Origin of the sequence: Xanthomonas sp. SHU 308 (assembly GCF_000364645.1) — a bacterium.
In the GTDB taxonomy this organism is placed as follows: domain Bacteria; phylum Pseudomonadota; class Gammaproteobacteria; order Xanthomonadales; family Xanthomonadaceae; genus Xanthomonas_A; species Xanthomonas_A sontii.
This window is the reverse complement of sequence record NZ_AQOK01000484.1, coordinates 1-1,880: the sequence shown is the minus strand read 5'-3', so window position 1 is coordinate 1,880 and position 1,880 is coordinate 1. Positions and strand designations below refer to the sequence as shown.

Annotated in this window: 2 protein-coding genes; both read left to right on the top strand. The window is 72.6% G+C overall.

Annotated elements, in window-relative coordinates:
- Positions 1 to 441 (top strand): PH domain-containing protein (locus tag D588_RS0114790; protein ID WP_017916537.1); only part of this gene is annotated, 441 nt, incomplete at its 5' end.
- Positions 438 to 1,880, top strand: a 1,443-nt coding sequence (locus D588_RS0114785) for a PH domain-containing protein (protein WP_017916536.1), incomplete at its 3' end; no start/stop codon positions are given. The genes D588_RS0114790 and D588_RS0114785, both read left to right, overlap by 4 nt.

Here is a 1,880-nt window from a genome sequence, read left to right as displayed (position 1 = left end):
GGCGCCTGGCTGGCCGCGCTCGGCGGCGGCTGCATGCTCGGGCTGAGCCTGGTGGTCGCCGCCGGCATCGTAGGCCTCAGCCTGCACAACCTGCATGCGCTGGCCCTGGGCGCGGCGGCGGCGGCGGTGGGCAGCCTGTGCGGCGCCTGGGTCGGCTTCGTCCGCCACCGGCGCATCCGCTGGCGGCTGAATGCCCAGGGCCTGGACGTGTTCCGCGGGCGCCTGTGGCAGAGCGAGACGCACGTCCCGATCTCGCGCGTGCAGCACCTGGACCTGCGCCGCGGCCCGCTGGAACGCACCCTGCGCCTGGCCACCCTGGTCGTGCACACCGCCGGCACCCGCCATACCGCGGTCGCCGTGCCCGGTCTGGATCAGGCCGACGCCGAACGCCTGCGCGAGCGCCTGGCGCACCAGCTCGACCACGACGACGACGCGCTGTGAGCGGCCTGGCCGACGCCGAACACACCACGCCGGTGCGGCGCCTGCATCCGTGGTCGTGGCTGTTCGTGCTGCTGCAGCACCTCAGGCATTTCCTGCTGCCGTTGCTGGCGCTGCTGGTGTTCGGCAGCCGCGACGGCCACCGCGATCACGCCGATCACCTGGTGATGCTGGCGGTGTGCAGCGGGCTGGTGGCGGTGTCGCTGCTGCGCTATCTCACCTACCAGTACCGCATCGGCCACGACAGCCTGAGCATCCGCAGCGGCTGGCTGGAACGCAGCCTGCGCGAGATCCCGTTCGCGCGCATCCACAACGTGGTGGTGCACCAGTCGCTGCTGCACCGGCTGTTCGGCGTGGCCGAGGTACGCCTGGAGTCGGCCGGCGGCACCAAGCCCGAGGCGCAGATGCGGGTGCTGCGGCTGGACCAGGCGCTGGCGCTGGAACAGCAGATCCGCCACCGCGCACCCGCCGCCGACACGATCGCCGCGACCGATGCCGACGCTGCACCCGCTGCCGCGCCGGACAGCGAACTGCTGCTGGCGCTGCCCACCACCGAGGTGCTGCGCCAGGGCCTGATCTCCAACCGCGGCATGGTGGTGCTGCTCACCGCGTTCGGCGCCACCTACCACCTGTTCCCCGAGCGCATGATCTCCAACGCGATCGAGCACTACGGGCGGCAACTGTTCGGCTACGCCACGCACCTGCAACTGGGCTGGATGGCGGGCGCGGTGACCTTCGCCATGATGCTGGCGACGCTGTTGCTGCTGATGCGCGCCTTGTCGATGGGGCTGGCGCTGCTGCAGTACCACGGCTTCCGGCTGAGCGAGAGCGAGCGCCGGCTGACCGTGGAGCGCGGCCTGCTGACGCGGTTGCGCAGCAGCGTGGCGCGGCGCCGGATCCAGGCCTGGACCCTGCACGAGAGCGTGCTGCAGCGGTTGTTGCGGCGGCGCAGCCTGCACATCGACACGGCGGTGGTCCAATCGCACCACGGGCATGGGCACGACCACGCGCTGACGGAACTGGCGCCATTGGCCACCCCAGCCGCCTGCGATGCGCTGCTGCAGCGGCTGCTGCCGCAGATCGCCTGGCCGCCGGCGCACTGGCACGGCATCGCTACGCGCTACTGGTGGCGCCTTTCGCTGCCGGCGCTGCTGCTGGTGCCGCTGCTGTGCGCGGGGCTGTGGCCCACCCTCGGCGCCTGGGCCGCGCTGCTGCTGTTGTGGCTGCCGTGGTCGGCGTTCAAGTCCTGGCGCCAGGCGCAGCGCATGGGCTACGCGCTGGATGCGCGCTACGTGGCGGTGCGCGGCGGCTGGTGGCGGCGCTGGTGGCGGCTGGCCGAACTGGACAAGCTGCAGACGCTGCACCTGAGCCGTTCGCCGCTGGACCGCTGGTGCGGCACCGCGACGCTGTGGCTGGACACCGCCGGCGCCCGCCACGGCGAA